The organism is Pseudoduganella sp. S-14, from assembly GCF_049913285.1.
Lineage (GTDB): Bacteria > Pseudomonadota > Gammaproteobacteria > Burkholderiales > Burkholderiaceae_D > Rugamonas.
Genome location: NZ_CP183991.1, coordinates 4,006,841 through 4,030,767, shown reverse-complemented (window position 1 = coordinate 4,030,767; position 23,927 = coordinate 4,006,841). Strand labels below are relative to the sequence as shown.

At 64.8% G+C, this 23,927-nt stretch carries 29 protein-coding genes; 1 reads left to right on the top strand and 28 read right to left on the bottom strand.

Going from position 1 to position 23,927, the window contains the following annotated elements; all coding sequences use genetic code 11:
- Positions 1-12 precede the first annotated feature (12 nt).
- The 12 genes from ACN9MZ_RS18370 to flgB all read right to left on the bottom strand — a co-directional run bounded on the left by ACN9MZ_RS18370 (position 13) and on the right by flgB (position 9,939).
- On the bottom strand, positions 13-1,044 hold the full coding sequence (locus ACN9MZ_RS18370) for a hypothetical protein (protein ID WP_426338396.1): 1,032 nt from the start codon (positions 1,042-1,044) through the stop codon (positions 13-15).
- A gap of 5 nt (positions 1,045-1,049) precedes the next feature.
- Positions 1,050-1,961 carry a flagellar hook-associated protein FlgL gene (flgL, locus tag ACN9MZ_RS18365; RefSeq protein WP_426338395.1) on the bottom strand — a complete coding sequence of 304 codons (912 nt, stop codon included), beginning with the start codon at positions 1,959-1,961 and terminating at the stop codon, positions 1,050-1,052.
- An 11-nt stretch (positions 1,962-1,972) separates the two neighbouring features.
- On the bottom strand, positions 1,973-3,340 hold the full coding sequence (gene flgK / locus ACN9MZ_RS18360; RefSeq protein WP_426338394.1) for a flagellar hook-associated protein FlgK: 1,368 nt from the start codon (positions 3,338-3,340) through the stop codon (positions 1,973-1,975).
- Positions 3,341-3,423: 83 nt separating this feature from the next.
- Positions 3,424-3,831 carry a peptidoglycan hydrolase gene (locus ACN9MZ_RS18355; protein ID WP_426338393.1) on the bottom strand — a complete coding sequence of 136 codons (408 nt, stop codon included), beginning with the start codon at positions 3,829-3,831 and terminating at the stop codon, positions 3,424-3,426.
- Positions 3,831-5,000 (bottom strand): flagellar basal body P-ring protein FlgI, encoded by a 1,170-nt coding sequence (locus ACN9MZ_RS18350; RefSeq protein WP_426338392.1) that lies wholly within the window; start codon positions 4,998-5,000, stop codon positions 3,831-3,833. The genes ACN9MZ_RS18355 and ACN9MZ_RS18350 overlap by 1 nt, the downstream gene beginning before the upstream one ends.
- Positions 5,001-5,010: 10 nt before the next feature.
- Complete coding sequence (flgH, locus tag ACN9MZ_RS18345; RefSeq protein WP_426338391.1) at positions 5,011-5,670, bottom strand: flagellar basal body L-ring protein FlgH; 660 nt, start codon at positions 5,668-5,670, stop codon at positions 5,011-5,013.
- The gene (gene flgG / locus ACN9MZ_RS18340) at positions 5,670-6,461 is read right to left on the bottom strand and encodes a flagellar basal-body rod protein FlgG (protein ID WP_426338390.1); all 792 of its coding nucleotides are present in this window, start codon (positions 6,459-6,461) and stop codon (positions 5,670-5,672) included. Before flgG ends, flgH begins: the two co-directional genes overlap by 1 nt.
- Before the next feature lie 13 nt (positions 6,462-6,474).
- Positions 6,475-7,203: a flagellar basal body rod protein FlgF gene (locus ACN9MZ_RS18335; protein WP_426338389.1), complete on the bottom strand. Its 729-nt coding sequence runs from the start codon at positions 7,201-7,203 to the stop codon at positions 6,475-6,477.
- 14 nt (positions 7,204-7,217) lie between these two features.
- Positions 7,218-8,465: a flagellar hook protein FlgE gene (locus tag ACN9MZ_RS18330; RefSeq protein WP_426338388.1), complete on the bottom strand. Its 1,248-nt coding sequence runs from the start codon at positions 8,463-8,465 to the stop codon at positions 7,218-7,220.
- Positions 8,466-8,480: 15 nt separating this feature from the next.
- Entirely contained in the window at positions 8,481-9,149 is a 669-nt protein-coding gene (locus ACN9MZ_RS18325; RefSeq protein ID WP_426338387.1) for a flagellar hook capping FlgD N-terminal domain-containing protein, read from the bottom strand.
- Positions 9,149-9,565 carry a flagellar basal body rod protein FlgC gene (gene flgC / locus ACN9MZ_RS18320; RefSeq protein WP_090436448.1) on the bottom strand — a complete coding sequence of 139 codons (417 nt, stop codon included), beginning with the start codon at positions 9,563-9,565 and terminating at the stop codon, positions 9,149-9,151. The genes ACN9MZ_RS18325 and flgC overlap by 1 nt, the downstream gene beginning before the upstream one ends.
- 11 nt (positions 9,566-9,576) lie before the next feature.
- Complete coding sequence (flgB, locus tag ACN9MZ_RS18315; protein WP_426338386.1) at positions 9,577-9,939, bottom strand: flagellar basal body rod protein FlgB; 363 nt, start codon at positions 9,937-9,939, stop codon at positions 9,577-9,579.
- 54 nt (positions 9,940-9,993) lie between these two features.
- On the opposite strand from flgB, the gene flgA reads away from it, so the two are divergent.
- Positions 9,994-10,710, top strand: coding sequence for a flagellar basal body P-ring formation chaperone FlgA (flgA, locus tag ACN9MZ_RS18310; protein ID WP_426338385.1), 717 nt, complete (start codon positions 9,994-9,996; stop codon positions 10,708-10,710).
- Here flgA and ACN9MZ_RS18305 read toward each other — a convergent pair.
- The 16 genes from ACN9MZ_RS18305 to fliF all read right to left on the bottom strand — a co-directional run bounded on the left by ACN9MZ_RS18305 (position 10,670) and on the right by fliF (position 23,920).
- Positions 10,670-11,494: a glycoside hydrolase family 73 protein gene (locus tag ACN9MZ_RS18305; protein ID WP_426338384.1), complete on the bottom strand. Its 825-nt coding sequence runs from the start codon at positions 11,492-11,494 to the stop codon at positions 10,670-10,672. The genes flgA and ACN9MZ_RS18305 overlap by 41 nt on opposite strands.
- Entirely contained in the window at positions 11,481-11,882 is a 402-nt protein-coding gene (flgN, locus tag ACN9MZ_RS18300; RefSeq protein ID WP_426338383.1) for a flagellar export chaperone FlgN, read from the bottom strand. The genes ACN9MZ_RS18305 and flgN overlap by 14 nt, the downstream gene beginning before the upstream one ends.
- Before the next feature lie 23 nt (positions 11,883-11,905).
- Entirely contained in the window at positions 11,906-12,178 is a 273-nt protein-coding gene (gene flgM, locus ACN9MZ_RS18295) for a flagellar biosynthesis anti-sigma factor FlgM (protein ID WP_426338382.1), read from the bottom strand.
- A 22-nt stretch (positions 12,179-12,200) separates the two neighbouring features.
- Positions 12,201-13,187, bottom strand: a complete 987-nt coding sequence (locus ACN9MZ_RS18290) for a flagellar motor protein MotB (protein WP_426338381.1) — start codon at positions 13,185-13,187, stop codon at positions 12,201-12,203.
- Positions 13,171-14,085 carry a flagellar motor stator protein MotA gene (gene motA / locus ACN9MZ_RS18285; protein WP_426338380.1) on the bottom strand — a complete coding sequence of 305 codons (915 nt, stop codon included), beginning with the start codon at positions 14,083-14,085 and terminating at the stop codon, positions 13,171-13,173. The genes ACN9MZ_RS18290 and motA overlap by 17 nt, the downstream gene beginning before the upstream one ends.
- Positions 14,086-14,125: 40 nt before the next feature.
- Positions 14,126-14,842: a FliA/WhiG family RNA polymerase sigma factor gene (locus ACN9MZ_RS18280; RefSeq protein ID WP_426338379.1), complete on the bottom strand. Its 717-nt coding sequence runs from the start codon at positions 14,840-14,842 to the stop codon at positions 14,126-14,128.
- Between the two features lie 4 nt (positions 14,843-14,846).
- Positions 14,847-15,302 (bottom strand): flagellar basal body-associated FliL family protein, encoded by a 456-nt coding sequence (locus ACN9MZ_RS18275; protein WP_426338378.1) that lies wholly within the window; start codon positions 15,300-15,302, stop codon positions 14,847-14,849.
- A gap of 7 nt (positions 15,303-15,309) precedes the next feature.
- The gene (locus tag ACN9MZ_RS18270) at positions 15,310-16,533 is read right to left on the bottom strand and encodes a flagellar hook-length control protein FliK (protein ID WP_426338377.1); all 1,224 of its coding nucleotides are present in this window, start codon (positions 16,531-16,533) and stop codon (positions 15,310-15,312) included.
- A 2-nt stretch (positions 16,534-16,535) separates the two neighbouring features.
- A complete protein-coding gene (locus ACN9MZ_RS18265; RefSeq protein WP_426338376.1) occupies positions 16,536-16,847 on the bottom strand; it encodes a hypothetical protein in 312 nt (103 codons plus the stop codon).
- Positions 16,840-17,226 (bottom strand): flagellar export chaperone FliS, encoded by a 387-nt coding sequence (fliS, locus tag ACN9MZ_RS18260; protein WP_090436437.1) that lies wholly within the window; start codon positions 17,224-17,226, stop codon positions 16,840-16,842. The genes ACN9MZ_RS18265 and fliS overlap by 8 nt, the downstream gene beginning before the upstream one ends.
- Before the next feature lie 12 nt (positions 17,227-17,238).
- Positions 17,239-18,630, bottom strand: coding sequence for a flagellar filament capping protein FliD (gene fliD, locus ACN9MZ_RS18255; RefSeq protein ID WP_426338375.1), 1,392 nt, complete (start codon positions 18,628-18,630; stop codon positions 17,239-17,241).
- Positions 18,631-18,717: 87 nt separating this feature from the next.
- Positions 18,718-19,155 carry a flagellar export protein FliJ gene (fliJ, locus tag ACN9MZ_RS18250; protein WP_426338374.1) on the bottom strand — a complete coding sequence of 146 codons (438 nt, stop codon included), beginning with the start codon at positions 19,153-19,155 and terminating at the stop codon, positions 18,718-18,720.
- On the bottom strand, positions 19,152-20,462 hold the full coding sequence (gene fliI, locus ACN9MZ_RS18245; RefSeq protein ID WP_426338373.1) for a flagellar protein export ATPase FliI: 1,311 nt from the start codon (positions 20,460-20,462) through the stop codon (positions 19,152-19,154). The genes fliJ and fliI overlap by 4 nt, the downstream gene beginning before the upstream one ends.
- Positions 20,459-21,163, bottom strand: a complete 705-nt coding sequence (gene fliH / locus ACN9MZ_RS18240) for a flagellar assembly protein FliH (protein ID WP_426338372.1) — start codon at positions 21,161-21,163, stop codon at positions 20,459-20,461. Before fliH ends, fliI begins: the two co-directional genes overlap by 4 nt.
- Positions 21,163-22,185 carry a flagellar motor switch protein FliG gene (locus ACN9MZ_RS18235; protein WP_426338371.1) on the bottom strand — a complete coding sequence of 341 codons (1,023 nt, stop codon included), beginning with the start codon at positions 22,183-22,185 and terminating at the stop codon, positions 21,163-21,165. The genes fliH and ACN9MZ_RS18235 overlap by 1 nt, the downstream gene beginning before the upstream one ends.
- Complete coding sequence (gene fliF, locus ACN9MZ_RS18230; protein WP_426338370.1) at positions 22,166-23,920, bottom strand: flagellar basal-body MS-ring/collar protein FliF; 1,755 nt, start codon at positions 23,918-23,920, stop codon at positions 22,166-22,168. The genes ACN9MZ_RS18235 and fliF overlap by 20 nt, the downstream gene beginning before the upstream one ends.
- Positions 23,921-23,927: the final 7 nt, after the last annotated feature.

Sequence of the window (23,927 nt, the reverse complement as noted above, 5' to 3'; positions counted from 1 at the left end):
TGACCCCGACTTTTAACTTAGGCGTAACAGGGAGACGACGCGGTCGCGGTTGATGCCGACCAGGGCGGAGGTGAGGGAGACCAGGGAGGCGTAGCCCGGCTCCTTGGCGAAGCTGGCGAAGACTTCGGCCATCTGGCCCATGCCGGCTACTTCGATTTCCGGCAGCTCGCTTTCGACGCGCTGGGTGGCGGAGGCCAGTTCCTGGCGCACCTTGGACAGGGCGGCTTCGACGTGGGCCAGCGCTTGCGTCACCTGCTGCAGCGTGGCGCGCATGGACTCGATGTCGGCCGTGCCCCAGCCTTCGGGCACGACCACCGGCACTTCGGCGTCGGCCTTGATGCGGTTGAGCTGGCCGGCCGGGAAGCGGATGCCGGAGCCTTGCACGGCCAGCGAATCGCGTATCGCGGGCCAGGCGCTTTCCGGTGCCGTGAACACCAGCTCGCCATCCTTGTTGACCGAGACGCGCACCCCGGCCGGGGCCATCGCCTGGTCGAAGCGGGAAATGACTTCGGCGTCGGACAGGCCGGGCGCCAGGTGCACCGAGCGCAGGCCGGCAGTGCCGCCGCCGACCGAGATGGCCAGGGTTTCGCGGGCGCCATTGCGCAGGTTGGCCAGCGTCATGCCGCGCACGGTAAAGCGCTGGATCGCGGGCTGCTTGGAGTAGTTCAGTTGTGCGTCGAGCGTACCGCCGGAGGCTTGGCTGCGGTTGCGCCAGGTTTCGCTGAACTGGCGCACGCGCTGCTCGACCTGCCCGTCGCGCATGGTACGCGTGGCCAGCTTGGCGGCGATGTCGGTTTTCAGCGCACGCAGCTGGGCTGCGCTTTGCTCGAGGAAGTCGATGGCTTGCTGGGCGCCCGAGACGTCGTTTTGCAGCGGGGCGTCCATATTGCTCAGGCCGCGGCGCAGGGGCGCGGGCGCCTTGGGGGCGGCGGGGTCGATCGCCGCGCCGGCATCTGTCGGCGTGCTCTCGGCCTGGCCCGCCGCCGGGTTGGCGGTGGCGCGGGCGGAGAGGCCGGTCGTGCTGGGGCGCTGGGCGATTTCCATGATATTTACAGTACGTTAAATAGCGATAGTCCGCTGACCTTGGAATAAGCCTGGTAGGTTGCTTGTAGGGCGCTATTGTAACCAGACAGCTGGGTGGCCGCGAGGCCGTAATCCAATTGAGCAATATCGGTGATGGCGATCTTGTTCGACAGGCTGACGTTGCCGTGGTTGTTGGCCAGGGTTTCCATCACGTTCTGCGCGCCGCCAAACTGGGCAATCTTGCCCGAGACCAGGCCGAGCGCGCTGTCGGTGCCGTCCAGTGCGGATTTCAGGGCGGCCTGCAGCACCGGGTCGCCGGCGCTGACGGTGGGCTGCTTCAGCATGTCGATCGCGACGTCCAGCTTGTTCAGGTAGTCTTGCATGCCGTCGACCGTGACGTTGGCCGGCTGGGTGATGCCATTGCCAACCACCACTTCCTGGCTGCCGTTATTGCCGGTATAGCTGTAGCGCGAGCCGATGGCGGCCGCGGAATTGAAGCTCAGGGCCGGGGTCGAGGTCAGCGTGCCGGAGAAGATGTACTTGCCTTCCTGGTCGCGCGTGTTGCCGTTGAAGTAGAGCGAGTCGCGCAGGGCGACCAGGCTGTTGACCATGGAATTGAGGTCGGCCGGGGTGTTCGAGCCGTCCGACGCCCAGACGAACAGGTCGCGCACCGAGCCCATGTCGTCGACCATCGAGCTCAGGTAGGTCTCGTTCTTGGACAGGCGGATCTTCACGGCGTCGATATTCTCGACGTACTGGCTGACGATGTTTTCTTCGCGGCGCAGGCGCGACAGGCGCACATTGGCGATCGGTTCGTCCGATGGCACCTGGATCTTGTTGCCGGTGGCCATCTGCTCGGTCAGCTTGGCAATCACCGTCTGGTTGATCTGCAGCGAGCGGTTCATGGAGGCCTGGAACTGGCTGGAGGCGATACGCATGTCAATAATCCTCAGAACAGCGCCAGCGTGGCGTCGAACAGGGTGTTGGCCACGGCGATCACTTTCATGTTCGCCTGGTACATATTCTGGAATTCCACCAGGTTGATTGCTTCTTCGTCCTTGTTGACGGCACTGGTTGCAGCCCAGTCGTCTTCAGACTGCTGGCGGATGGTGCTGGCGGTTTCCAGCAGCGACTGGTTTTGCCGGCTGTCGATGCCCAGCTTGCCCACCAGCTGGGTATCGGCGTCGCCCAGCAGCACGGTGCCGATCGAGGCCAGGGTGACGGGCTTGCCCTTGATGCCGATCAGCTGTTGCAGGTTGCCGCTGTCGCCGGGCGTGCCGTCGGACGAGAAGGCGAGGTCGGCGGCCTGGATGCCGGGCGTGGTGCCGAGGATGCCGCCGGCGCCGGTCGGGTTGAAAGTGAACAGGGCCGTGCCGGCCGCGCCGTTCGGCTTGAAGCCGGCGGCCAGCTGGGTGTTGACCAGGTTTGCCATCTGGTCGGCCATGTCGACCATCGATTGCTGCAGCGGCGCCAGGGTATTCTTCTCAAAGTCGCCCAGGCCGCCGAGCTGGCCGCCGACCTTGGTGTCGTCCAGGCCGAAGGTGGTGCCGGCGAACTTCAGTTCCAGCGAGGCTGGCGTGGTCGAAGGGTTCATCGACAGCGTGCCGGCCAGGTTGCCTACCACCAGCGGCTGGCCGCTGCGCAGGGAAACGGTGCGGGTGCCGTCGGGCTGTTCCAGCACCTCGACCGAGACCAGGTTGGCCAGCGCATCGATGGCGCGGTCGCGCTCGTCGACCAGGGCCGAAGTATTGGTGCCCAGCGAGCCGGCCTGGGTGATGCGCTGGTTCAGGGCTGCGATATTGGCGCTCAGGGTGTTCAGTTGCGGCAGCATGGCGTCGCGCTGCTGCGTGATCGATACTTGCTGCTGGCGGGTGACGTCGTAGATGCTGTTGAACGATTGCGCCATGGCGTTGGCGGCGGTCAGCACCTGCTGGCGCAGCGGGGTCGAGACCGGGTCCACGCCGGCCGCGTTCAGGGCGCGGAAGAACTGGTCGACGCCGTTCGACAGGCTGGTCTGCTCATCGCCCATCACGCGTTCGAGCTGGGTGAAATAGGGCTGGGACTGGGTGCGCGAGCCGAGTTCGGAGTTGGCGCGCCACAATTGCTGGCTCTTGTACGAATCGGAGAATCGGATCAGCTTGCTGACCTCGACGCCGAAACCGGGGCCGCCGGAGCCCGTCGAGGGGGCGACCGCCGACAGCAGCACGCCCTGGCGGGTATAGCCCTTCGTTTGCAAGTTTGCAATGTTCTGGCTGGTCGTGTTGATGGCAGTCTGGGCGGCCAACGATCCGGACAGTGCATTGTTGATAATCGACATGGTCAATCTTCCCTTAGGCTGGGCCGTTGCCTAGTGGCATCTTGACCCGTTAACGAGTAAAGGCGACCGCGCCACCGGGGAGATTAAGCGTCGGTCGGATTTTTCTTGGATAAAACTGAAATTTCCGGTTGGGAAGCCGCGGCGTCCCCGGCCGGCGGCAGCACCTGGCGCAGGATGGCGTCGGCAACGCCGAAGGCGCGGCGGCCGGCAAGCTGGTCGGCGACCATATTGTCGGCCATGTCCAGCATGTCGCTGTTGATCGAGTCTTTATAGATGCTGTCGTCGTCGGCCATGGCCTTGGTGGCGTCACGCATCTTGTGCAGCGTCTGGGCGATGAAGAAGCTCTCGAACTTGACGGCCGCGTCGGTGGCTTTGTCGCGGTAGCGCGTTTCCTCGGTTTGCGCGGCAGGCGCAGCCTGCCCGACTGTCGCTTGTTCGGGCTGGCCGATGTCCAGCTTGCGCACTGGCAGGGGCAGGAAGCGGCTGTCCATCAGATCACCACCAGTTCGCCTTCGATGGCGCCGGCCTGGTCCAGCGCTTGCAGGATCGCCATGATGTCATCCGGTGTCGCGCCCAGGCTGTTGACCACGTCGATGATGGCTTGCAGCTTGGCGCCTGCCGGCCATTTGAACATTTGCGGCTTGGCTTCGTTCACCGCCACGTTCGATTGCGGGGTGATGGCAGTCTGGCCCTGGCTGAATGGCGCCGGCTGGCTCACTTTCGAGCTTTCCGAAATCACCACTTTCAGCGAGCCGTGGGTGACCGCGGCAGCCTTCACGCGCAGGCCGTCGGCAATCACCACGGTGCCGGTGCGCGAGTTGAACACGACTTTCGGCACGTCCTGGCCGACTTCGATCGGCAGCGCCTCCAGCTTGGCCATGAAGGCCACGCGCTGGGTCGGGTTCTGCGGCGCCAGCACGTCGATGCCGGTGCCGTCTGCCGTGCTGGCGACGTCGCCGAACTTGCGGTTGATCGCTTCCACGATATTGGTGGCGGTTTCGAAGTTCGGCTGTTTCAGCGACAGGTGCACCGAGGGCTTGCTGGCGAAGTCGGTGGCGATTTCGCGTTCGATCACGGCGCCGTTCGGGATGCGGCCGGCGGTCGGGGTGTTGACGGTGACCGAAGAGCCGCTCTTGCCGGAAGCGGACAGGCCGCCCACCACCACATTGCCCTGGGCCAGCGCGTAGACTTCGTTGTCGGCGGCTTTGAGCGGGGTCAGCAGCAGGGAGCCGCCGCGCAGGCTTTTGGCGTCGCCCAGCGAGGACACCGTAACGTCGATCGGCTGGCCGCGGCGGTAGCCTGGCGGGAAGACGGCGGACACCATCACGGCGGCCACGTTCTTGGACTTGGCGTCGGCGCCGTCCGGCATTTTCACGCCGAACTGCTTGAGCATGTTGACCACCGACTGGCTGGCAAACTTGACCTGCGTCGAATCGCCGGAGCCATTCAGGCCGACGACCAGGCCGTAGCCGACCAGGGGGTTGTCGCGTACGCCTTCGATGGCGACCAGGTTGCGCAGCTGCGGTGCGGCAGTGGCGGGGATGGCGGGGATGACGACCGCCAGCAGCAGTGCTGCCACGAACCGGTAAACCCGTGTCAGACCCGCAGGATCAGGCCGGTACGGCGATCCGGCTGCTTTGCCGGTTTTGAAGCTGAACATATGCATCACCTCAGAAAGGCATCAAAGGACCAAGGAAGAAACGCGTCAGCCAGCCGGGCTGGTTGGTCTCGGCCAGCGTGCCCTGTGCGCCGTAGGCGATGCGGGCGTTGGCGATGCGCTGCGACGACACCTGGTTGTTGGCATCGATATCGGCCGCGCGCAGGAAGCCGCGCAGGCGCACGAATTCTTCGCCCTGGTTCAGGGTCAGCACTTTCTCGCCGGCGACTTTCAGCAAGCCGTTCGGCATCACTTCCTGCACGATCACGGTAATCGCGCCGCTCAGGGCATTTTGCTGTGTGCTCTGGGCATCGCCCTTGAAACCGCGCTCAGCCGAAATATCGACACCGGCTTTGGGGAAGGTCTTGCCCAGCAGGCCAGGTGAGGCGATGCCGACGCTGGAATCCTTGGCCAGGGTGGTGCCGGCACTCTTCGATGCATGCGTGGTTTCCTGCAAGATCACGGTGACGATATCGCCGACGCGGAAGGCGCGGCTGTCCGACACCAGCGAGATGCTGCTGTCCGGATTGAAGACGCCGCCCGAGGTGCCGCGCGGCAAGGCGCTGCGCGACACGGCAGGGGTTTCGTCGAAAGGCGCCGGGCGTACAGTGGGCTGCAGGCTGGAGCAGCCAGCCAGCAGCACCAGGGCCAGCGCGGGCAGGGCGGTTTTCATCAGCGTGCGGCCTGTGCCAGGTACTGCAGCATATTATCCGCTGCCGTCAAAACTTTGGTGTTCATTTCGTAGGTGCGCTGGGCAGCGATCATGTCCACCATCTCTTCCACCACCTGCACATTGGAGCCTTCCAGCGCGCCCTGCTTGAGCTTGCCGAACTGGGCATCGCCAGGGCGGCCTTCGGTCGGGGCGCCCGAGGCCGGGGTTTCCGCGAACAGGTTTTCGCCCAGCGCTTGCAGGCCGGTCGGGTTGATGAAGGAGGTCAGGGTCAGCTGGCCCAGTTCGGTCGGCGTGGTATTGCCCGGAATGGTGGCCGACACGGTGCCGTTCTCGCCGATGGTGATGGCGGTGGCATTGGCTGGCACGGTGATCTGCGGCACCAGCGGCAGGCCGGAAGCGTTGACCAGTACGCCGTCCTTATCCACTTGCAACTGGCCGGCGCGGGTATAGGCCGGCTCGCCGTTCGGGCGGCGCACCTGCAGGAAGCCATTGCCCAGCACGGCCACGTCGAGCGCGTTATTGGTGGTTTGCACATTGCCGTTGGTGAAGATCTTCTGGGTGCCGACCAGGTGGGTACCGTTACCCATCTGCACGCCGGAAGGGTTCAGGGTGTTGTTGTCGGCCCGCTGGGCGCCCGGCTGCTGGTCGATCGAATAGAACAGGTCTTCGAACACCACGCGGTCGCGCTTGAAGCCGACGGTATTGGCGTTGGCCAGGTTGTTGGCGATAGCCTGCAGCTTCGCGTCTTGCGCCTGCACGCCGGTCTTGCTGATCCACATTGCTGGATTCATCGGGATTCTCCTGTTAGCCGCTAATCAGTTTGTTGCCGACCGAGGTCATGTCGTCGGCGGCCTTGAACAATTTCATCTGGATTTCAAAGGTGCGGTTCAGGCTCATGGTGGCTACCATTTCCTCGACCGCCGTCACGTTGGCGCCCTCCAGGTGGCCGGCCCGCACTTGCACGGTCGGGTCGGCACCCAGCAGCTGGCCGTCGCGCGCCACCAGCAGGCCGGCTTCGTTCTTGGTCAGCTCGGACGCTTCGGCGCGCACCAGCTTGAGCTTGTCGATCACCTGCATTTCGGCATTGGCGGTCGGGCCCAGGATGGAGACGGTGCCGTCCTGGCCGATCTCCACCTTGCGGTGCAGCGGCAGGGTGATCGGGCCGCCTTCGCCCAGCAGCTGCATGCCGTTGACGGTCATGGTGCCGTCGGCGTCGAGGGTGATGGCGCCGGCGCGGGTGTAGCCTTCGCCGTTCGGTCCCTGCACGGCGAAATAGCCGGGGCCGGAGATGGCCACGTCCAGTTCACGGCCGGTCTGGCGCAGCGCGCCCTGGCGGTCGGTGACCGCGTTCGACTGCAGCTGCGACATGTGGCGGTCGTCGTAGCCGTAGCCGGGCAGCTTGGCCGCCTGCGCCAGCTCGAGGTTGGCGCGAAAGCCGTTGGTGTCGAGGTTGGCCAGGTTGTTGGCGTGCACCTGCTGGCCACGCATGGCCCGCTCGGCGCCGCTCATCGCGGTGTAGATCAGCGCGTCCATTCAGTGCGCCTTTCTTACAGGGCCTGCATCAGCGACTGCAGCATCTCGTTCTCCGCGGTGATGACCTTGGAGTTGGCCTGGTAGTTGCGCTGCGACGTCATCAGGCTGACCAGTTCCGACGTCACGTCGACGTTGGAGGTTTCCAGCGAAGCGACGGTCAGCGAACCCGCCACGCCCTGGCCAGCTTCGGACAGGTTGGCGTTGCCGGACTGGACGTTCGCGGTCCAGGCGGTTTCATTGATCGGGGTCAGCGCATCTTCGTCCGGGAAGGTGGCGATCGCCAGGCGGGCGATGGCTTGCTTTTCGCCGTTGGAGTACTTGGCCACCACATTGCCGGCCTGGTCCAGTTCCACGCCCACGTAGCTGCCGGCCGCATAGCCGTCGGCGGCGTTGGTCGAGGTGGTCGATTCGCCTTTCTGGAAGGTGGTGCCGGTGTAGTCGATCTCGACGGTCATGGCCGCTGCCGGGGCGGCGGCAAAGCTCAGGTTGTGGGCATAGGAGGCGCCGCCGTTGGCTGCCAGGTCCAGCTGGCCGCTGGTGTCGAAGGTCAGGGTGTACGGCGAACCGCCGGCGGCGCCCAGGTCGGTGCCGTCCACTGCCGAGTACACCTTCACGGTACGTGCTGCAACGTCTTTCACGAAATACTGGGTCACGGTGTGTTCATTGCCCAGTGAGTCGTGCACCACGGTGACCTTGGACATGTTGTACATGTTTGCATCGGGCACCACGGCCGGGGTGACAGTAGCGTTCGGCAGCTTGGTGGTGATATTGCCGGTCGGTACCGTCCAGTCGGCCGACATATTGGCCACGAAATCGATGTTGGTGGTGGCCTTGGCGGTCAGCAGGTTGGTCGGCACCTTGATGTCGCCCATCGGGCCGGCCACCATGCTTGGCGGGGTCAGCTGGAAGCCCTGTACCTTGGCGCCGGCGCTGTTGACCAGGAAATCGGTGGCATCCTTGGTGAAGATGCCGACGCGGGTGTAGTTGGTCTGGCCGGTGGAATCCTTGGCCACGAAGAAGCCGCGGCCATTGATCAGGGCGTCCAGGCCGCGGTTGGTGGCCTGGATGCCGCCGTTCAGGCCGATCGACTGGGTGGTCGAACCGACGTGCACGCCGGTCGGCTGCGCACCCGCGTGCAGCGAGGCGAAGTTGGCGCGGCTGGACTTGAAACCGTAGGTCCCGGCGTTGGCGATATTGTTGGAAATCGTGCCCAGTTGCTCGTTGATGGCCTGGATGCCGGACAAAGCGATATCGAAACTCATGGCGAGGACCTTTCGTTAAATAGCGGAAGTCGGGGTTTTGCCCCGGAATGCGGTAATGGCGGAAGGCGACACGTCGCCCACGGAATCAATCTTGACGGTAACGCTACCGGCGGCGCCGACCTGAACGCTGTCGAGGCGGCCCAGCACGGCCAGCGGCGCGTTCGGGTTGCTCTCGCTGGCCAGGCGCATGGCATAGCTGCCGGCTGGCAGGCCGAGCGCGGCCGGGTCGATGCTGAACTGGTGGGTGCCCGCAGGCAGGGTGCCCATGACGATTTCATACTGTTGGCCGTTGCTGCCGGTCAGGACCAGGCTGGTCTTGGCCGAGCTGCTGCCCAGGGTCGCTTCGCCCACCACCTTGTGGCCGTCGATGTTCACCTGGCTGGACTGCACCATCACGTCGGAGCCGACCTGGGCGCCCATTGCCAGCACCTGCATCGATTGCAGCACGGAGGCGTTGGCCGTAGTCAGGCTGGCCAGGTTCTGCAGCGCTTCGGTTTGCGAGAGCTGGGTCAATTGCTGGACGAACTGCGACGGGTCTTGCGGCGACAGCGGGTCCTGGTTCTGGATCTGCGCTACCAGCAGCTTGGTGAACATGTCGCGCCCTTCGTTGGAGGCGCCGTTCAGCGCGACGCCGGTCGGGTTGCTGTTTTGCGCGGCAGCGTTGGTAAACAGGTTGGTTTCCATCAGGATTCACCGAGTTTGAGCAGGGAAGCCTGCATGCCGCGAATGCGGCCCAGCACTTCCACATTGGTTTCAAAAGCGCGCGAAGCCGACATCATGTCGGTCATCTCGGCCACCTGGTTGACGTTCGGGTAAAACACCATGCCGTCGGCATTGGCCAACGGGTTGCCGGGCTCGTACACCTTGCGCAGCGGTTCGGCCGACTCGACCACGTCCAGCACCTGCACCCGGCCGCCGGCCGCGGCGTCCAGGTTGTCGTCCATGACGGTGGCAAATACCGGCTTGCGGGCGCGGTAGGTCTCGGCCTCGCTGCCGGCCACCGAGTCGGCATTGGCCAGGTTGGAGGCGACGGTATTCAGGCGCACTGTCTGCGCCGCCATCGCCGAACCGGCAATTTGCGCAATGTCTTTAAAGCTCATGAAAAATCCCCTTATTGACCGTTGATGGCTTTGGCGATGCCACGCAATTTCATGTTGATGAAGGTCAAACTGGTTGCGAAGTCAGTTGCATTTTGCGAGAAAGCGGCTTGCTCCACGCCAATTTCGACGGTGTTGCCGTCGCCGCTCGGATGGTAGGGCACGCGGAACTTGGTTTCGCCATCACCCTCGAGGATTGGCTCGCCGGACAGCTCCGCCTCGACGCGCGACAGGGACTCCTTGAAGTCGATATCCTGCGCTGAGTAGCCCGGGGTATTCTCGTTGGCGATGTTCGATGCCAGGATGCGCGTACGTTGCGCACGCAGCTGCAATGCATCCGCATGCAAACCTACCGCATCCTTGAAATTTATGGCCATTGTTACTCTCCTCTGGTAATGTCCCAGCGAATTTACATACTAAAGGTATTGCCCATGCCCAACAATCCCATTGTACAGGTTTTCGGCGGAATATTGCTCATAGGAATTTTAAATTTCAGCGTTGCAACTGCTTCAACAATGGAAGAATTGCTAAGCAAAGTGAAACTAGCTGCAGAAAATCAATTGAAAAACAATGCAGAAAGCCAACGCTGGCTGGAGCCGAAGTTCGATGTCGAAGTGGTCAAGACCAACCGCGCGATTCCGGCCTGTCCCTCTGAAACGCGGGTCGAGAGCCTGGACCAGCGCGGCATTGCGCGCATGCGCTTCGTGGTCATTTGCCCAAGCTTGCAAGGTTGGCGCTATGAGTTCCTTGCCAAGGGCAAGGTCTCGGCAAACGTTGCAGTTGCGGCCACCGATTTAATTTCGGGAAAAATTCTGTCGCCTATAGACATGTTGCGGGAGCGCCACGATATCACCTTGATTCCCGATGCTTTTTCCGATTTCGGGGAGCTCGAGGGCATGGCTGCGCGGCGCACCATCCGCGCTGGCGAAGTGATCCGGCAGAACATGTTGGCAGCACCACAACTGGTCAGGCGCGGCGAGCAGGTACGCATTGTCGCCAAGCGCGAGCAGATTGAAGTGTCGATGGCGGGGGAGGCGCTGGACAATGGCACGCGCGGCGCCATTATCCGTGTGAAAAACAGCAGCGGCACCCAGATCCGGGCGCGCGTTATTGATGCAGGGACTGTTGAGCCTGCTGACTTGCCTTGATGCTGGCCGCGACGCGGCCCAGCTTGTCGGCGTAGGCGGGATCGGTGGCATAGCCGCCGGCCTGTAGCGCGTGGGCAAAGGCTTGCGCGTCGCTGCCGGTGTTGAGGGCGCGCCGGTAGCGTGGATTGTCGAGCAGCATGCCGGCATAGTCCTCAAATGAACCGCCGACGTCGCCATAGCCGCGGAAACGCTCGTTGCGGCTGTGCGCCACGCCATCTTCCACTTCCATGGTCGCCAAGGCCTGCACCGCGCCTTGCCAGCTGCCGCCAGCCTTGATGCCGAACATATTGTTGCCCGGCGCATGACGGCCCCAGCCCGATTCCAATGCCGCATGCGCGGCCACCAGTTCCGGCGCCACGCCAAGGCGGGCGGCGGCTGCTTCCGCATGGGGACGGATGGCTTCCAGGAAGGCTTGCTGGGTCTCGCTCGGGACGCTGGTGTCTGGCGCTGCCTCGCCGCCGCCAATGGCGCGCGCGGCAAGGCGCGCGCGCAGGGCGGCGCCGTCGGCAGTCAGGGCGCTGCCCGCGCTGGACGGCGCGGCAGCCGGGGCGTCGGCTGCGGCGATGTAGCGTGCGACTTCGGCATGCACCTGGCCGAAGGTGGCGCGGCGCGCGCCGCCAGCGGCCGTGCCGCCCAAGCCTGCGTTGGCGGCCAGGGCAGGGCTGAAGGCGGCCGGCAGCGCAGGGCGCGTGGCGCTCATATTGCTAACGGTGGCTGCCGTGGCCTGGGTCGGCGCGGTGGCTGCCGTAAAGGCCCGGAAAGGCGTGAATTCAGACCGGCTCATAGGTTTGATCGTCGCCATGCAGCACGCGCTGCATGATGGTGTATTGCTCCGCCAGCAGGTCAGCATTGCGGCGGCCCATTTCGCGCGCCGCCTGCACCATGCCTTCCAGTACAGCCCAGTCGGCTTCGAGGCGCGCACGCGCTTCGGGCTTGAGCAGGGTAAACACTTGTTCCATGGAAGGCTGGGGGCCGACCAGGCGGGTCGCCAAGTCGACTCGCTGGACGCGGCGCGCTTCTAGCACATCGACCAAAGCGCCGATTTCTTTAGCGATTTCTCCCAACCGTTCACTTTGGTGCCGGATCGCCGCCTCAAACTGCTGGGCAATCAGGTCCAGCATGTGCTGGTAACTTTGCAAGTCAGCCTGGACGCCGTCCAGCAGCATCTTCATGGCCTCTTGCCTGGACAGCTCTTTCACTGCTCGCCCCGGTGGAATTTCTGGATCAGGCCGGCCAGCTTGCCGGCGTCGAACGGCAGTTCGCCCTTGGCCAGCGCGTCGCGCAGCTGGGCCACGCGTTCATGATCGATGTCGCCCATCTGCTGCAGGGCTTTCATGGCAGGTTGCAACACGGCCGACTCCAGCTCGCGCTGGGCGGCCGGCGCGGCGGCCGGGTGCGCCGCTTCGGCCGGCGCACTGTCGGCCACGCCTTGCACCGGGGTGCCTGGGGTGGAACCGGAAATCCTCATACGGTTGCCTCTTGACTTAACATTAATTGCCATTGCTCTTCCCCTTGCCAGGCAGCAGTTGTTGTCGCAATTGCTGCAACAGGCCGGGCTCGGGCAAATCCGATTCCCGGATGATAGCAGTCTTGCTGCTCGGCATGCCAAACATATCGGCGATGGCTTTCGCCTGCGTGGCAGTCAGGATCAGCAATTCGATCCGGCGGTTGACGCCAGCATCGGCCCGTTTCGCATCGAGCGGCGCACGGTCCGCCATGCCCACCACCTGCAGCACGCTTTCCTGTGGCATGGTGCCGGCCAGCAATTGCGAACGGGCCGCCATGGCGCGGTTGCTGGACAGGTTCCAGTTGGAGAAGGCCTTGTAGCTGGTGTCGGCGTATTGCGACGAGTCGGTATGGCCGACGATCAGCATCTGGTTTTCCATCCTGGCAAACAGCGGCCCCATGCTCTGCAGCAGGCGCGAAAATTTGTCGGTCGGCACTGCCGAGCCGCGCACGAACATGCCCTGGCTGTCGGTATCGTGCAACAGCACGCGCAAGCCGTAGGGCGTGACCACCGATTCAAGATTGCTGGCCAGGCCATTTTCCTCGCTCATCCTGGTCAGTGTTTTCGCCAGCAGCTTGAGGTCTTCCGGCGACTCGTAGCGCACCCGGTTTTCCGCCGTATTGGTCGGGCTCTTGTTGAACCCCTGGGTGGCGTTGCCGTCCACGTCGGTATTGCCGGTGCGCGGCATCGGGAAGCGTTCGATCAGGCTGCCGCGCGGGCCGCCCACCTGTTCCGGCATGACGCCCTTGCCGACGTCGGTCTTGCTGCCGTCGGCCTGCGTCAGCACGTGTTCCAGCGATTCCTGGTTGCGCACGGCCATCAGCCACAGCACCAGGAACAGGCACATCAGGGCCAGGCAAAAGTCGGCAAAGGCGACTTTCCAGGCACCGCCATGTTCGTCATGCTTGTGCTTGCCGCCGCCGCGCTTGACGATGGTTTGCTCATGGTGCTTGTCATGCGGCTTTAGCACGGCCACCTCCTCGGCGCGAAGTCGATTCCGGCTCGTCGCCGCCTTCCATGGCATTGATCCAGCCTTCAAGCTGGGCGAAGCTTGGCTTGATGTTCAGCTGCACCAGGCGGCGCCCGGCGTCGATCGCCAGCAGCGGCGGCTTGCCGGCCACGTGGGTCACCAGCACCACTTTCACACATTCCATGGTGGACGCTTCCTGGCTGACCAGTTGCTTGAGCATATTGGAAATCGGGTCCAGCACGCCGTAGCAAAAGAAGATACCGATGAAGGTACCGACCATGGCGGCGCCGACGTGCTCGGCGATCTCGGCCGAGGTGGCGCCTTCGCCCACGGTGCCCATGGTGATCACGATGCCCAGCACCGCGGCCAGGATACCGAAGCCGGGCATGGCTTCGCCGATCTTGCCAAGCGACTTGGCGGGCTGGGTCAGCTCTTCATGGATGGCTTCCAGTTCCTGCTCCAGCACGCCTTCCAGTTCGTGGGCGTTGATCTTGCCCATGGCCATCAGGCGGAAGTTATCGACAATAAAAGCCAGCAGCTTCGGCTCGTCCAGGATCAGCGGGTAGCGCTGGAACAGCGGCGATTCGCGCGGCGCCTCGACGTGGGCGTCAAGTGCCTTCAGGCCGCCGGCCGCCAGCTGCAGCAGCTCATACATCAGCAGCAGCAGTTGGCGCTGGAATTCGGAGTCGTACTTCTTGCGCGACAGCAGGTGCTTGACCTGCACCCCGGTCTCGGCCAGCACGTGGCGCGGGTTGCCGATCACGAAGGCGCCGATGCCGGCGCCGGCAATCACCAGCAGTTCCAGCGGCTGCCAGATCGCGGTGAAATGGCCGCCCATCATGGCGTAGCCACCAAACACCGAGCCAAACACGATCATGATGCCGAATAGTTGCTGCATGGTTTAAGCCTTTCTGTAGGTCTTGCCGGTCTGCTGCGGCTCAGGCCGCCAGCACCGCTTTCATCTTGTTCAGCGCCTGCTTGTTCAACTGGCAGACGCGGGCGTCCGTCAGGTCCAGCACGGCGGCGATTTCTTTGTAGCTGAGCTCGAATTCGTAATACATCTGGATCACGCGCTGTTCGCGTTCGTCCAGCCCGTTCAGGGCTTGTTCCAGGCTGCGCCGTATCATCAGCTGCTCCTCCGGGCCGGCGACGCTGCTGGTGTCGGCCAGCGTGTCTTGCAGTATTTCATCGAAGCTGGCGATGGTTTCCGCATTCTCGTCCAGCAGATAGGCCTGGTAGCCTTCGGCATCGAGGCCGAGCGCGCCCATGATTTCCTGCTCGCCGGGCTCGCGGCCCAGCTTGCGCGTCAGCTCGCGCACCGCGTCACGCATCTTGTGGCTCTGCTGGCGCACCGCGCGCGGGCGCCAGTCCTGCCGCCGCAACTCGTCAAGGATGGCGCCGCGCACCCGCAGCGAGGCATAACTGCCAAAGCCGGTGTCGGGCGCACCGTAGCGGCGCAGCGCTTCAAGCAGGCCCATCAGGCCGATCTGCTCCATATCGTCGCGGTCGATCGCCCCCTGCACCTGCGAGTTAAGCTGGCGCACAATGCGCTTGACCAGCGGCGCGTAGGCGAGCAGGTGCTTTTGCTCGTCCGCTAGGCTGACTGCGCCGTAGCTTTCCGCATAAGGCTCTGCAACCGTGTCCACCAAACCCATGGCTTTACTCCAGGATCAACTTGCCAATCATGACCTGCTGGAAGGGGCGTTCGCGCGCCTCCTTGGCATAGGCTTCATCGTAAGCCTTGTTCAATTCCTCGACAAACTGGTCAATGGTCATCATGGACGCCTTTTCCATCGGCAGGGCTGACAGGGCGCGCACGGCAACGCTGCGCAGCAGCGGCAGGGCTTCCTTGGCTTCCTTTTCCTGCTTGGCCGTGGTGGAGATCACCAGGTCGGCCGACATATAGTGCGGCACGGTATCGCCCGGCTGGCGGCGCATCATGACGATGACTTTTTCGATGGTCAGGTACTTCAGCGGTTCACCGGCTTTCTTTTCCTCCACGGCCGCCTTGGCTGGCTCGGCACTCTTGCCTTTCATGTACCAGACCGCACCGCCGGCGGCGCCTGCGCCCACCAGCAGCACGGCTGCCACGATCAGAACCAGTTTCTTATCCATTGAATGCTTACTCCCGTTCGCCCAACATGGCAAAAGTGGTGGTGCCGGCCTCACCGTCTGCCAGGGCGCGGCCTGGCTGGCGCTGTTGCTCGGATTGCTGTTGGCGCTGCTGCTGGCCGCCATCGGCCAGGCTGCGCGCATTGCTTGAGGAAACCGTCACGGCGACGTCGCCGAACTGGCGCTGCGCCAGGTCCTGGCGCACCGCGTCGCCAATGGTGTTGAGCTGGCGCAGTACTTCGCCATGGCTGGCGGCGATATTCACTTGCAGGGCGCCGCCGCTGTGGCGCACGGAAATTTCCACGCTGCCCATATTGGGCGGCTCGAGGCGGATCACGGCGCGCTCGTCATTGCGCGCCAGCTGCAGTTGCAGGCGGTCGCCGAGGGCGGCGCGCAGCGGCTGCTGCCATTGCTCGGGGTTGCCGCTCAGTTGCAGGGGAGCGCCAGGCTGGCTGGCGGCGCTGGCCAGCACGCTGCGAAAGCCGGGCAGGGTGCCGGCGTCGGCCGGCTGGCGCTGGCTGTCGGCCAGCAGGCTGGCGCTGTCCTTGGCCGCGATCGGGGCTGCCGTGCTGTCGGCAGCCTGGCCCGGCAGCGCATTGAGCGCGGCGGCCAGTGCTTCACTGCCGGTGCTGCGGGCAGCGGACGCTGGGGCAGCAGCTGGCAGCGCCATGTTGGCGGCAGGGCGGGCCGCTGCCGCCAGCATGGCGGCGCGCGTGTCGAGCAGGGCAGCTTGCGGCGCCGCTGCTTCGGTTTGTGCGCCGGCGCCGACGTCACGCGCGGCCAGGGTGGTAGCCTGGGCCTGCTGGCGCAGCAGCAGGGCGCTGTTGTTGGCAGACTGCTTGGCGGCCGGCGCCGTCAGGGCAGCGGCAACGGCGGCCACGCTGTCCGGGGTGGCGCCGGGCACGCCGCCCGCCAGCGGCAGGCTGCCCATGGCGGGCAGCATGGTTGCCACTGCCTGCGCAGCGGCAGTCTGGTCGACCGCCGGCTGGGCTGGCGCGCCTTCTTCGTCGGCGCTGTGGCCGGCGATCGCGTTCAGCAGGGCGCCGAAGGGCGCCGGCGCGAGGGCGGCGTCCAGCAGCACGCCGGGCACGGCGTTGCCTGCTGCTGCGCTGTCGGACGGGGCGCCGGCGCGCGCGGCATCGGTGGCGGCAGCGCCGTTGGCAGCCGGCGGCGGCAGGCCAGGGCCGCTTGCTGGTGGGACAGGGGCGGCAGGCGCCGCGGACAGGTTGATCATGCTCAGGTTCCGGTTGCAGCGTTGCCGCTGTCGAGGGCATAGGCAAGCCAGCCCTCTCTGTTGTTCGTCATATCGCTCAGGTGCTGGCCGGCCTCGGCCGTGGCACCGTCGACTTTTGCCACTGCGGCCAGGTGCAAGTCGCGCAGCGCCGCCAGCGCTGCGCGCTCGGCCGGCGTCCACGCCCCCTGCGCTGCCAGCCTGGGCACGGTGGCGGCCATCAAAGTGTTCATTGCCGCCAGCGCCGTCCAATCGCTGGCGGCAGTGGCGGCGCTCAGCTGCTGCGCCAGCTGCAGCAGCGTTGTATGCCTATCCATGCTTGTCGTGCACTCCCTGCCAGCCGGCGCGGATGGTGGTCAGCAGGCCCACCACTTCGTCGATGACGGCAGGGTCCATGTCGACGCCGGCGCGGTACAGGCGGGCGGCGCAGTAATCGTACAGGCGGCCCAGGTTGGCCACCACCTCGCCGCCCTGCTCGAAATCGAGCGAGCTGGCAAGGCCGTTGATGATTTCCGTGCACTTGTCGAGGCTCAGCGCCTTTTGTTCGTAGCGCTTGCCGACGATGTGGCCGCGTGCACGGGCCAGCTCTTCCAGCAGGCCGTCGGTCAGCACCAGCACCAGTTCGATCGGCGTGGCGCGGGCCGTCTGTGCTTCCAGGTTGGTGGCGTGATAGCTGCCGTAGGCGTCGTGATCCATTGTTTAAGGCTTTCAGGAATCGGATTTGCTGAACATCGCTTCAAACATGCTGGAAGTTCCGCTCATCTGGGACTGCAGGCTTTGCAGCTGGGTGAACTGGGCCAGGTAACGTTTGTAGGCGTTGTCGTATTGGGTTTCCAGCACGGCCTGGCGGGCCGCCAGCTGGGTCTGCAGTTTGGCGTTGGCATCCTTGCGCGTGGCCAGCTGGCCGGTACCGGCCTTGGTCCAGCTTGCCACCAGGGTGTCGAGGTTGCCCAGCACGCCGGTGGGCGTGGTGCCGGCCTTGCCCAGGATCGCATCGAGGCCGGTCGGGTTGGTGGCCAGGGTCTTGTCCAGGCGCGTCTTGTCCAGCGCGAGGGTGCCGTCGCGCTGGGCCGTGACGCCATAGTTGACCAGGCTGACGCCGCCCACCGAGGTGCGCAGCAGCGACTGCATGCGCGACTTCAGCGAGGCGATGCCGGCGTCGGAGGCATAGATGCCGGAGCTCGACCCTTTCGCGACGTCGCCGGCGGCCGTCAGTTCGCCCAGCGCCGCCAGCATCTTGTTCCACTGGTCGACGAAATTTTGCACATTGGTGGCGGTGGTGCTGCTGTCGCGCGCCACGCTCAAGGTGACCGGCACGCCGCCGGTCTGGGCTTTGGTGAACGTCATCGAGACGCCATCGACCACGCTGAAGGTGTTCGACGCTTGCGTGATCTTGTTGCTCGGATCGCCACCTGGTGCGCCGACCCAGACCACGGCATCGGTGCCGGCCTGCAGCACCCGGTTGGCGTCGCCCAGTTGCGTCTGCAGGTTGGCGTCGCCCAGGGCGCTGACGTCGATGCCGGCCACGCCATTGGCCTGGCCGGTCAGGTTGGACGTGAGCACCAGGCGGGTCTGGCCGTTGACGGTCAGGGTCGAAGCAGTCACGCGCGAGTTATTGGTCGCTTCCAGATTGATGGCAGCGGCGATTTCCTTCGCGCTCAGCACGTTGTTCAGGTCCTTGTCGCCGTTGGCCAGGTTGACCGTGAAGCTGGAACCGTCGGCCAGCTTCACCGCCAGGGTGCCGGCGGCGGCGCCCACGACATTGGAATCGGTGACGCCGCTGTACGAGACCTGGCCCACCGTGGCCAGCTGCTCGACGTAGAACTGGTAAGTGCCGGCCGTGGCGGTGGCGCTCGCGCTGGCGGTGCCGACGTCGGAGCTGAAGCTTGCCTTATTGGCCACCACCGAGCCCGAGGTCGTGCTCGACGACAGGGCGCTGCGGAAGGTGCCCAAGGCCGAGCTGAGCTTGGTCAGCGCCTTGTCAATGGCCGTCGCAGTGGCGGACTGGCTGTCGAGCATCGACTGGCGGCCCTGGATATACATCTGCGCCAGCTGGGCGGCCGTGCTCTTGGGATCGTAGGTGGGGACTGAAGTTGCCATTTCTCGTGCTCCGAAGAAATTAAATGAAGTGTACCAAGGTAAGAGGCGACCAAAGTGATGACTTCATGAAATATTCGGTTCAGCCTTTCATTTATGTCCGCGGAACCACAGTTGGGTTGCCAGTTCGTCATGCCGCTTGCGTTCCTGGGCGCGCTGCGCAGTGGCGGCCGCATCCTGGTGGCGTTCCAGCACCTGTCCCAGCACTTCGCGCTTGACGAAGGCAGCGGTCAGGGCGCGCTGCGACACGGCCATGTCGGCCTCGTGCATGTGCAGGTTGACGCGCTGGCTGTCGGCCATGGCCATCACCCCTTGCTTGTAATCGCCGCAATTGAGGGCCAGGGCCATCGGCAGCCGGCCGGACGGGCCGCTGGTTTCGTACAAGCTGGTCAGCTTGTCCAGGGTCTTCTGGTAGCGCTCGCGCACGCTTTCCTTGGCGGCCATTTCCGATTGCAGCTTGTCGACTTCATTGCTGCGCAAGTCGACCAGGGTCGACAGGCTGCGGATGGTGTGCAGGGTATTCGTCATGCCATCAGCCTTTCAAGATGGTCCACGCAATTGGCATAGGGGGCCGGTTCCTTGGTCCCCTGACACAGGAATTCTTCGATATGCGGATGCAGGTTGACTGCCTTGTCGGTGACCGGATCGGCGCCGGGCACATAGGCGCCCAGCGGGATCAGGTCGCGCACGCGTTCGTGGCGCGCCATCGAGGCTTTCAGCGCCCGCGCCGCCAGCATGTGCTCGCGCGTGATGACATGGTTCATGCAGCGGCTGATCGAGGCGGCAATATTGATCGCCGGATAGTGGCCGCGCTCGGCCAGTTCGCGCGTCAGTACGATGTGGCCGTCCAGGATCGCGCGCGCGGTGTCGACCACCGGGTCTTGCTGGTCATCGCCTTCGGCCAGCACGGTGTAGATCGCGCTCATGCTGCCGTAGGGGTTCTCGCCATTGCCGGCCGATTCGACCAGCTGCGGCAGGGCGGAGAACACCGAGGGTGGATAACCCTTGGTGGCGGGCGGCTCGCCCAGTGCCAGCGCCACTTCGCGCAGCGCCATCGCATAGCGCGTCAGCGAATCGACCAGCAGCAGCACATTCTTGACCTGGTCGCGGTAATGGGCCGCGATCGAGTGGCACAGCTCGGTTGCCATGATGCGCATCAGCGGCGATTCGTCGGCCGGCGCGATCACCAGCACGGCCTTCTTCAAGCCTTCCGGGCCGAGCGACATTTCAATGAACTCGCGCACCTCGCGCGAACGCTCGCCGATCAGGCCGACCACCACCACGTCGGCCACGGTCTGGCGGGTGATCAGGCCCAGCAGTACGGACTTGCCGACGCCGGAGCCGGCCATCAGGCCGACACGCTGGCCCTTGCCCAGGGTCAGCATGCTGTTGATGGCGCGCACGCCCACGTCCAGGGCGTCCACCACCGGCTGCTTCTTGAGCGGGTTGACGCGTGGTGGCTGGCTTTCCAGCGGATAGTCGCCGCCAAGCTTGCCGAGGCCATCGATCGGCTCGCCAATGCCGTTGACCATGCGGCCCAGCCAGCTGTCGCCGATCTGCAGGCTGGCTTTTTCGTTGGAGGGCAGCACACGCGCGCCAGTGGTCAGGCCGGCCGCCTTCTTGAACGGCATCAGGAAGGTCAGCTTTTCGCGGAAACCCACCACTTGCGCGTCCAGCCAATCGCCATCGACTGTCTCGATCTGGCAACGCTGGCCGGTATGCAGCTTGCAACCGGTGGCCTCCAGCAGCAGGCCGGATGCACCCACCAGGCGCCCGGTCGGGGTGGCCAGCGGTACGTCATCGAGTTCCAGTTTGCGCAGTGCGTCTGCAATCATTCTTCACTCTCAGCGTCGTCACCGCCATCGGCGGCCTGCAACTGATTATCGACCTGTTCCATGACAGCGGCAAGACGCTGGTGGCAGCCGGCATCGACTTCGCTGTCGCCGGCACGGATGCGGCATTCGCCCAGGTCGAGGCGGGCGTCGCCGATCAGGTTCCAGCGCTTGGCGCGCTTCGGGTCGACTTCCATGATGCGCTTGACTTCTTCAGGATTCAGGTAGACATCGATCTCGTCGCGCGTCGGCGGCATCGAGGCCAGGGTCTCGTCGACCAGGGCCATGATCTGCACCGGCTGCAGCGCAAGCTCGGCGCGGATCACGTTGCGCGCCACTTTCGCCACCAGGTCCACCACTTCCTTGCGCTGCGCGGCGCGGTAATCGGCGCGCAGCTTTTTCAGCGATTTCAGCATGCCGTCGACCGGGCGCGCCAGATGGTCGAAGCCGACCAGGGTTTCCTGACGGCCTTCTTCGCGGCCCAGCTCCACGCCTTGCTGGCGGCCCGCTTCAAAGCCGTCTTCCTGGCCGCGCTGCAAGCCGATTTCATAACCGTCGCGCTGGCCCTGCTCGAAACCTTCGCTGACAGAAGCCTGCCACTGGGCGGCGTCGGCCACGTGGCCCGGCCCGCCGACACGCTGGCCGTTGGCGCCATGCACGTACTGCTGCAAAGGCGGGAAGCGGTAAGGGCGGAACTGTTTCATCACTCGACCACCGTTTCAGCAAACAGCTGCACTTCGACTTCGCCGGCATCGGCCAGCGCTTTCACGGTGGCCATGATTTCCTGGCGCGTCGCTTCGATGCGCGACATCGGCACCGGGCCGGCGCGCCGCATCATGTCTTCGAACGCTTGCGCCTGGCGCTTCGGCATGGTCTTCAGCACCGCGTCGCGGATCGCCTGTTCGGCCCCCTTGAGCGCGATGGCCCACTGCTCGAGCGGCACTTCCTCGATGATGCGGGTAAGCGTGACTTCGGTCTGGGTCGAGAGGATGAGGAAGTCGTACATCTGCATCTCGATCTGTTCCACCACTTCCGGGTCGTGGGCGCGCAGCAGCTCGACGATCTGGGCCCGGTTGCTGGGCAGGCGGTTCAGGATCTCGGCCACCTGGCGCACGCCTTCCACGCTGGTCGACTGCGAATCGAAGGAGGACAGGCAGCGGTTCACCAGCTCTTCCAGTTCCAGCAGCAGGTCGCGGTCGATCTCGTCCAGGCGCGCCATGTTCAGCAGCACCAGGTCGCGCCCTTCGAGCGGCAGCGCGTCGAGGATCTGGCCGGCCAGCGCCGGCGGCAGGAAGGCCAGGAACACCGCCTGCATCTGCACGTGTTCGTTGGCGATGAAATCGGCCAGCCATTTCGGCGAGGCCCACTGCAGGCGCGCCATTTTCGGGCGCAGCTCGTCGCCGTAGATGTTGTTCAGCACGGTATTGGCGATATCGCCGCCCAGCGCCAGGTCGAGCGAGCGCTTGAGGAAGGAACGCGAGGCCCCATGCACGCCGGACTGCTGGCGGTAATCGTCGAAGAAGGTCTGCATGGCAGTCTTCACTTCTTCCACCTTGATGCCGCTCATGCGCGACATGACCTGGGTCACTTCCAGCAATTCTTCGCGCGACAGGCAGCGCAGCACGGCAGCGGCCGGCTCTTCGCCGATCGACAGCAGCACGATCGCGGCTTGCTCGACCGGGCTCAGGCCCTGCTCCTGGTCCAGGTTATTGTTGATGTCGGCCATTTTTCTGCATCCATTGTTTGACGACTTCGGCTACGCGTTCCGGCTCTTTCTCTGCCAGAACCTTGAGGTGGTCCACCATCACGTCCACCGGCGAACCGGCCGGCGGCAAATCGTAATTTTCCAGCAGCGGCACCATCGGCATCTGGCTGCCCTCCAGGGCTGTCGGCTTGGCGCCGGCGGCTTCCTGCGCTTCCGGAGAGCCTAGTGCAGGCGCCGCGCCGGCGGCGCCCGGCACGGCGCTGGCCGGGACCGGCATTGCCTCGGCCTGGCGTGCCGCCGCGCCAGCCAGGGCCGGCTTGGCTGCCAGCGCCGGCATGGCGGGCGCGAAGCGTGCGGTCAGCAGGCGCAGCAGCGGGCGCAGCAGCAGCAGGTAAGCCAGCAGCAGAGCCACCGCATAACCGAGCCAGTTGACCGAATCGACCACCGTATCGCGCTCTTGCCACCACGGCACTTCGGCCGCCTTGGCTGGGAAGTTCATGGCGCTCACCACCAGCTTGTCGCCACGCTCTTCATTGATGCCCAGGCCGTTGCGCAGCACCTTGTCGATGTTGGCGATTTCAGCCGCCGTCCAACCAGTCTTGGGGAAGGGCGCTGCCGCATGCGCCAGCACCACGGCCACGTTCTGCCTTACCAGGCGGCCGCGAGCGCGCCTGGTCTGGGTGATGCTGCGGTCATAGGCGAACTGGCGCGTGGTCGCGTTCTTGCGCGCGGTGCCTTCCGGCGCCTGGCCAGGCGCGCCAGCCGCGGCCGCCGCATCGGCAGCCTGCTGCTGCGGCGGACGGTTGGACAGGGTGCCAGGCACGCCCATCGCGATGCGATTGCGGTCCTGCTCTTCGCGCATCGCTTCGCTGGTTACCTTGGGATCGGCGCCATATTTTTCAACGGTTTCTTCGACCTTGTCGTTGTCGACATCGGCGGTCACGCTGACGCGGAAATTATTGTCGCCCATGATAGGGCCCAGCAGGCCCTTGATATTGGCGCGGATTTCTTCCTGCTGGCGTTTGGCGTTCTCGTTGGTCGAGGTCGAGGCATCGAACGCTTCAGTCAGGTCGACGTGCGAAGACAGCAGGTTGCCGGCCTGGTCGACCAGGCTCACGCGCGCCGGGCTCAGCGAAGCAACGCTGCCGGACACCATGTTGACAATGGCCGCGATGTGTTCCGGCGCCAGGGTGCGGCCCGGCTTGGTAGCGATAACCACGGAGGCCGACGATTTCTCGCCATCGCTCGACACGAAGGATGTCGACTTGGCGATTGACAGGTGCACGCGCGCATGGGCGATGGCGTCCAGGGTCATGATCGAATTGGCCAGTTCGCCTTCCAGGCCGCGGCGGAAACGCACATCCTGCACGAATTGCGAGACGCCGAGCGGGTCGTTCTTGTCCATCAGTTCCAGGCCGGCCGGCAATTGCGCGGTCACGCCCTTGGCGGCGAGCAGCATGCGCACCTGGCCCAGCTTGCCTTCCGGCACCAGCACCTGGCCGGTCTCCGGGTGGATGCGGTAAGAAATCTTTTCCGCGTCGAGCACGTTCATCATGTCGGCGGTGGCCACTTTTTCGCGCTGGCCAAAGACCGGCTTGTAGCCGCTCTGGTCCTTCCACAGCACCATCAGCACCAGCGCCGTCACGCCGACCGCGAGCAGCAGCAGGGGATACAGGTTCTTCATGACAGCCGGCGGCACCACTGGTGCCGCCGCGCCGCGCCAGCGTCCGAGGGCGGACTTGAGGTTAGCAATCACGTCAGGT